The sequence below is a fragment of the Pseudomonas lopnurensis genome (genome assembly GCF_015070855.1).
Lineage (GTDB): Bacteria > Pseudomonadota > Gammaproteobacteria > Pseudomonadales > Pseudomonadaceae > Stutzerimonas > Stutzerimonas lopnurensis.
Genome location: NZ_JADDIX010000014.1, coordinates 102,362 through 109,329, shown reverse-complemented (window position 1 = coordinate 109,329; position 6,968 = coordinate 102,362). Strand labels below are relative to the sequence as shown.

Sequence of the window (6,968 nt, the reverse complement as noted above, 5' to 3'; positions counted from 1 at the left end):
TAACACTTCCCCTTGCCGGGTGTGTAGAGGACTTTCACCTCCAAGTCATCCAGCTCACCACCACAGTGAACCGAACAGCGCCAGTCACGGCGCTACGCGCCATGCCTGGCGCACCATGAAAAAGGCCCCGCACAAGCGGGGCCTTTTTTGTCCGGTACTCAGTGCCAGTTGCGCAGGTCTCTATCCTTGGTTTCCGGCATCAGGAACAGGCCGATGAGGAATGTCATCACCGCCACGATGATCGGATACCACAGGCCGTAGTAGATGTTACCGGTGGCGGCCACCATGGCGAAGGCGGTGGTCGGCAGGAAGCCGCCGAACCAGCCGTTGCCGATATGGTAGGGCAGCGACATCGCCGTGTAGCGGATGCGCGTCGGGAACAGTTCCACCAGCAGGGCCGCGATCGGGCCATAGACCATGGTCACGAACAGCACCAGCACGGTCAGCAACAGCACCACCATCGGCTTGTTGATCTGCTCGGGGTTGGCCTTGGCCGGATAACCGGCGGCGCGAATCACATCGGTCATACTGGCGTTGAAGGCGTCGGAGCGGGCCTGGAGCTGATTGGCGGGCAGGCCGGCACCAGCGAAGGAGGCGATCACCTGATCGCCGACCCTGATGCTGGCCACGGTACCGGCCGGAGCCGCCTCGTTCGAATAGTTCACCGAATTGCGCGCCAGGAAGCTCTTGGCGATATCGCAGGAAGTGACGAACTTCGAGGTGCCCACCGGATTGAACTGGAACGAGCACTCGCTCGGGTCCGCCACCACGGTTACCGGCGCCGAGGCCTGGGCATGCTCGAGTGCCGGATTGGCATAGTGGGTGATCAGGCTGAACAGCGGGAAATAGGTCAGCGCCGCGACCAGGCAACCACCGAGGATGATCGGCTTGCGTCCGACCTTGTCGGAGAGCCAGCCGAAGACGACGAAGAACGGCGTGCCGATCAGCAGCGAGAGGGCGATCAGGATGTTGGCCGTCGCGCCGTCCACCTTCAGCGTCTGGGTCAGGAAGAACAACGCATAGAACTGGCCGGTGTACCACACCACCGCCTGCCCCGCGGTGCCGCCAAACAAGGCGATCAGCGCCACCTTGGCATTTTCCCAGCGACCGAAGGCTTCGGTCAGCGGCGCCTTGGAGGTCTTGCCCTCCTCCTTCATGCGCTTGAACACCGGGCTCTCGTTGAGGGTCAGGCGGATCCACACCGAGATGCCGAGCAGCACGATGGACAGCAGGAAGGGAATGCGCCAGCCCCAGGCCGCGAACGCCTCCTCGCCGAGCCAGGTGCGGGTGCCGAGGATCACCAGCAGCGACAGGAACAGGCCGAGCGTCGCAGTGGTCTGGATCCACGAGGTGTAGAACCCGCGCCGGCCATGCGGCGAGTGCTCGGCGACGTAGGTCGCCGCGCCGCCATACTCGCCACCGAGCGCCAATCCCTGGAACAGCCGCAGGACGATGAGGATGATCGGCGCCGCGATGCCCCAGGCCGCGTAGGACGGCAGGATGCCGACGATGAAGGTCGACAGGCCCATGATCATGATGGTGATGAGGAAGGTGTACTTGCGACCGACCAGATCGCCCAGGCGGCCGAAGAAGATCGCGCCGAACGGCCTGACCGCGAAACCGGCGGCGAAGGCCATGAGTGCGAAGATGAAGGCCGCCGTGGGGTTGACGCCCGAGAAGAACTGCGCCGCGATGATCGCGGAAAGCGAACCGTATAGATAGAAGTCGTACCATTCGAAAACGGTACCCAGGGAAGAAGCGAAAATGACCTTGCGCTCTTCCGCCGTCATTGGCCGGGCCGGTGGATGTCCGGCGCCCTCTGCTGTTGCTACGCTCATGGCTGCCTCCGTGACATCCGCCAAGGAGCGCGAATCGCCCCTAGTCGGACGTCGTTTGTTGTGGTTGTTCTGTCGAAGGCTAGACACGGCCAGAAGAGTCGTTACTAGACGTTAGTCTCATTTCTATAAAATCGCTGAACGGCCCGCCATACGGGGCCTTCCACCGATTTCCCGAGCCGGATATCGGGGCTGTCGCAGCGATTCGCGGCATCGGGCAGGCGCAAGGACACCGCTCGTCGGATGATGGAAATCCGAGCAGTCAGGCCAGCCCCATCCGGACAACGACAACCGCAACGCCGAGGGAGGTTCCGGCTGCCCCACTTCCGTAAGGATTCGCCGCAACGGCTGCTGCCGGCACGACGATCAGGCTATCGCCGCATCGCTCGCGAACCAGGCCAGAACCGAACGGAGCAGTGCCGCGGAATGCGCGCGGCGGCAAGTTTTATCGCTGCCGCGCGCATTACAGCCAGGTGGCGGCAAGGGTATAATCCGCCGTCACACACATGAACGGACTTCTCTCGTGGGTCGGCTCCGGATTGCCATAGTTTTCATCGTCGGCCTGCTGCTGATCGACCTGATCCCGCTGTCGGCCCAGGCGTCCAGCGGTCAATCGCCGCCCACGCCCATCCTGGCCGCCGAGGCCGATTCCGTCCCGCAGAACTGGCGGATCCTGATCGACCAGTCCAGCCGCCTGACACTCGATGAAGTGGTGTCCCAGCGCTCCCTGTTCCAGCGCCTGGAAAAGCTCTCCTACAGCGCCCCGGCCAGCGACCAGGCCGTCTGGCTGCAGGTCAGCCTGCCGCCCCTGACCAAGCCCAAGTGGCTCTGGCTGTTCGCGCCACGCGTGCAGTATCTCGACTTCTACCTGTTGCACGACGGCCGTCTTGAGCAGCACATGGCGACCGGCGAACAACGCCCGCTGAGCGCTCGTCCGTTGCCCAGCCGCGCCTACCTGTTCGCCCTGCCCAACGACGGGCAGCCACGCGAGGCCTACATCCGCCTGCAATCCATCCACCCGGTGATGACCTGGTTCAAGACCGTCGACGACAGCGGACTGGTCAGCCAGACCAAGCCGGCCTATCTGTTCGGCGCCCTGTTCGGCGCGCTGGCCTTGCTGATGGTCTACAACCTGCTGCGCTTCGCCTACACCCTCAGCTACACCCATATCTGGCTGAGCCTGCTGCACGGCGCCCTGCTGGCCTGCGCGATAGCCAATCTCGGCGTGCTGGCCGTGTGGGCACCCGGGCTGACCTACAGCCAGCCACTGATCGCCGACCTCTCGGCGCTGGCCGCCAGCGCGGCCCTGCTCGGCTTCACCCTGGGTTTCTTCCAGCGGCGCCAGCGCAGTTGGATCACCTGGCTGCTGGGCCTCGAACTCAATCTGGTGCTGGCCCTGATCGGCAGTATCCTGCTCGGTCAATGGCTGTGGCACAGCTGGCTGATCTACTCGCTGGTGCTGCTGGCCGCGTTCAGCGCGCTGCTCGTCGCGCTCTACCATTGGCGCCAGGGCTATCGGCCGGCGCGCCTGCTGGTGGTCGGGCTGCTGCTGTTCAATGCCGGCATGGTGTTCTTCATGCCGATGCTGCTCGGCTTCGACCAGCTCGATCCGGGCTGGCTCACCGGCGGGTTGTTCAGCCTGGCGACGTTCGGCGGCCTGATGCTCAGCTTCGCCCTGCTCGAACGCCAGCGGCAACAGCAGTCCGACAGCCGCACCCAGTACACCGCCGAAGCGGTGAGCAGCGCCGAATTGAAGACCAAGGCCGACTTCCTCTCGAAGATCAGCCACGAGCTGCGCACGCCGATGAACGGTGTGCTGGGCATGAGCGAGCTGCTGCTCGGCACCTCGCTGTCGGCCAAGCAGCGCGACTACGTGCAGACCATCCACAGCTCCGGCAACGAGCTGCTCAACCTGATCAACGAGATTCTCGACATTTCCAAGCTGGAGTCGGGGCAGATCGAGCTCGACGACGTGCAATTCGACCTCAATGCGCTGATCGAGGACTGCCTGAGCATCTTCCGTGCCAAGGCCGAGCAGCAGAAAGTCGAACTGATCAGCTTCATCCAGCCGCAGCTGCCGCAGGTGGTCGCCGGCGACCCGACGCGCCTGCGCCAGGCGCTGCTCAACCTGCTGGAGAACGCCTTCAAGCAGACCGATGAAGGCGAAGTGCTGCTGATCGCCGCCGTCGACGGCCCGCTGGACGATCCGCGCCTGCGCATCACCGTACAGGACAGCGGACGGCCGCTGGAGGCCTACGAACGCGATGCGCTGCTCAACGCCGCGGTGGACAGCCATGACTTTCTTGCCGCCACGCGCCACGGCGGCCGCCTGGGCCTGATCATCGCCCGCCAGTTGGTGCAATTGATGGATGGCGACTTCGGCATCCAGACCGGTGCGACCCAGGGCAATACCCTGTGGATCAGCCTGCCGCTGGCCAGCGAGGGCCTGGCGCAGAACAATGCCGACCTGGACGGCCCGCTGCAGGGCACCCGGCTGCTGATCGTCGATGACAACGACACCTGCCGCAAGGTGCTGGTCCAGCAGTGCAGCGGCTGGGGGCTGGAAGTCAGCGCCGTGGCCTCCGGCAAGGAAGCGCTGGCGCTGCTGCGGACCAAGGCCCACCTGAAGGAATATTTCGATGTCGTCCTGCTCGACCAGGACATGCCGGGCATGACCGGCATGCAGCTGGCGAGCAAGATCAAGGAAGATTTCAGCCTCAACCACGACATCCTGCTGATCATGCTGACCGGAATGAGCAGCGCGCCGAGCAAGATCATCGCGCGCAACGCCGGCATCAAGCGCATCCTCGCCAAGCCGGTGGCCGGTTATACGCTCAAGACCACGCTCGCCGACGAACTGGCCCAGCGCCACCAGGGCACCTCCCAACGCCCCACGACAGCGCCACAGCCGTCGACACCACGGGAGATTCCGGAGGACTTCCGCATCCTGGTGGCCGAAGACAACAGCATTTCGACCAAGGTCATCCGCGGCATGCTGAACAAGCTGAACCTGCAGCCGGACACCGCCAGCAATGGTGAGGAGGCGCTGGCGGCGATCAAGGCGCGGCCATACGACCTGGTGCTGATGGACTGCGAGATGCCGGTGCTCGACGGCTTCCACGCCACGCGCCAACTGCGCGAGTGGGAAGCAGCCGTAGCGCGCCCGCGCACGCCGGTGGTGGCGCTGACCGCGCACATCCTCAGCGAGCACCGCGAGCGGGCGCGCGAGGCCGGTATGGACGGCCATATGGCCAAGCCGGTCGAGCTGTCGCAGCTACGCGAGTTGATCGACCACTGGGTACGGGTCAAACAGGCCGAGAGTGTTCATTGATCGGCTGGGTTGCCTGGCGATTGTGGGGAATGCCAGGGCCGGTTGCCGGAAGCAACGAGAACGTGACTCGGCCGGGCCGAAACCAGAAGCGTCAGAGAACGGTTTGGCGCCGCAACACCAAACGTGCCAATCCGGCATCACCCCATTTTCCTCGCAAAACGCGATCGCCCATCAATTCAGCGCCCTCACTTCGCTGATCAGCAACCCGCTCTTCGGCTGCGCCGGCATACGCGTCAGATCGACGCGCAGATCCTGCGCCGGCACCTCATAGGTCATCTCCCGCGTCAGGATCCGCAACGCCGCCTTCAGCAGCTCGATGGCCAGCGGTTCGCCCGGGCAGCGATGCCCCGCGGCCGGATCGCCGCCTCCCTGGGTCACGAAAGTGAAGGGATTGCCGTCCCAGTCGCGAAAACGCTCCGGCCGGAAGCGCTCCGGTTCGTCCCAGCGGCCCACCTCGCGGTTGGTGCCCCAGAGATCGAGCAGTACCCGCGTGCCCTTGGGAAAGCGGTAGCCCTGCCAGGTAAAGGCCTCGCGCACACGCGCCGCCATGAACGGAAAGAAGGCATACAGTCGCCGCACTTCCTGGGCGAACGGCTCCAGTTCGGCGTCATCGTCACGTAGCCGCTCGCGCCATTCGGGGTGTGTCAGCAGTTCCAGTGCGGCGAAGACGATGAAGCGGGAAACGGCCACGGTGGGGCGCAGCAGGTTGAGCAGTTCCACGGCGGCGACATGGGTTTGCAGGGGCTTGCCATCGGCATCGAGGTGTCGCGCCACCGCCATCAACGCGCATTGCGGGTCGACCATCAGCTGTCCGGCGCGAACCTGCTCGACCAGCCCGCCGGCCCAGGCCTCGGCTTCGCGACGCGCGCGGCGCGCCTGCAGCTGCCGTGCGCCGACGCCGCCCGCGCCATCGATCATGCTGGCCAGCTGATCCCGGCGGGCTTCCAGCTCGCTCTCGGCCAGCGGCACGCCGGCCCACAGGCAGACGCTGCGGGCAAGGATCGTCTGCAACTGTTCCAGCAGCACCAGCCGCTCCATCTGCGACCACGGGCCCAGCGCCGAGCGCCAGTCCTGCTCGACCAGTTGCACCAGGCGGTCGACCTCGGTCGGTGCCAGCAGCTGCAAAAACATCCGTTTACGTTGTCGATGCGCCTCGCCATCGAGTCCCTGCACGCCCCCTTGGCCGGTCAGGGTCTTCGTCAGGATCCGCGGCGCCGCATGAGCACGCTGCATGTACCGCTCGTCATAGAACAGGCGGGCCGCATCTTCCCCGCTGATGCAGATGGTGTTCTGCATCAGCAGCCGCGTCTGGAAGATGTTGCTGTGCAGATGCCGACAGCGATCACGGATGAAGGGATAGCCTTCGCCCAGCAGTGAAAGTGAACTCTCGAAACGATTGGCACGGGGGATCTCGGGCATTTCAATGCCTCCGGGAAATGGCTGGTGCATAATCGACAACCTCCGCCGTGGAGGGTTGCCTGCATGGCGCGCGGCCCCGCGGAAACTGAACAAAATCGACCTGCTGCTGCCGATTATCTGTACAGCCCGAAGCATGCGAAGGTGTCAGCCTGGCTATGGCTCGCTCGTGGGTGTTAAGAACCTGCCCAGGATCTGCTGCGCGTCGGCCCTGCTGCGTTAGAAACAGGCTGGAGCGCCAGCCCGGTCGGAGGCCGCTTGCGGCTAACGCCCTTCAGTGCGCCCCCCAAGGGACGAGCGAAGCGAGTCATGCTCATTCACATCAGTAAACTGCGCTTGCTCGCCTGTTTGATTCGCGGGTGCTCAGCCTTCGGCGGTTATTCCCG

3 protein-coding genes are annotated in these 6,968 nt (G+C 64.7%); 1 reads left to right on the top strand and 2 read right to left on the bottom strand.

The genetic code is table 11. From position 1 onward, the window contains the following. Nucleotides 1-158 precede the first annotated feature (158 nt). The gene (locus IN820_RS02965; RefSeq protein ID WP_408005182.1) at nt 159-1,838 is read right to left on the bottom strand and encodes an MFS transporter; all 1,680 of its coding nucleotides are present in this window, start codon (nt 1,836-1,838) and stop codon (nt 159-161) included. 520 nt (nt 1,839-2,358) lie between these two features. Between IN820_RS02965 and IN820_RS02960 the strand changes: the two genes are divergently transcribed. Next, on the top strand, nt 2,359-5,166 hold the full coding sequence (locus IN820_RS02960) for a hybrid sensor histidine kinase/response regulator (protein ID WP_193679550.1): 2,808 nt from the start codon (nt 2,359-2,361) through the stop codon (nt 5,164-5,166). A 171-nt stretch (nt 5,167-5,337) separates the two neighbouring features. Here IN820_RS02960 and IN820_RS02955 read toward each other — a convergent pair whose 3' ends face one another. After that, the gene (locus IN820_RS02955) at nt 5,338-6,585 is read right to left on the bottom strand and encodes a cytochrome P450 (RefSeq protein WP_193679549.1); all 1,248 of its coding nucleotides are present in this window, start codon (nt 6,583-6,585) and stop codon (nt 5,338-5,340) included. Between the last annotated feature and the right edge of the window lie 383 nt (nt 6,586-6,968).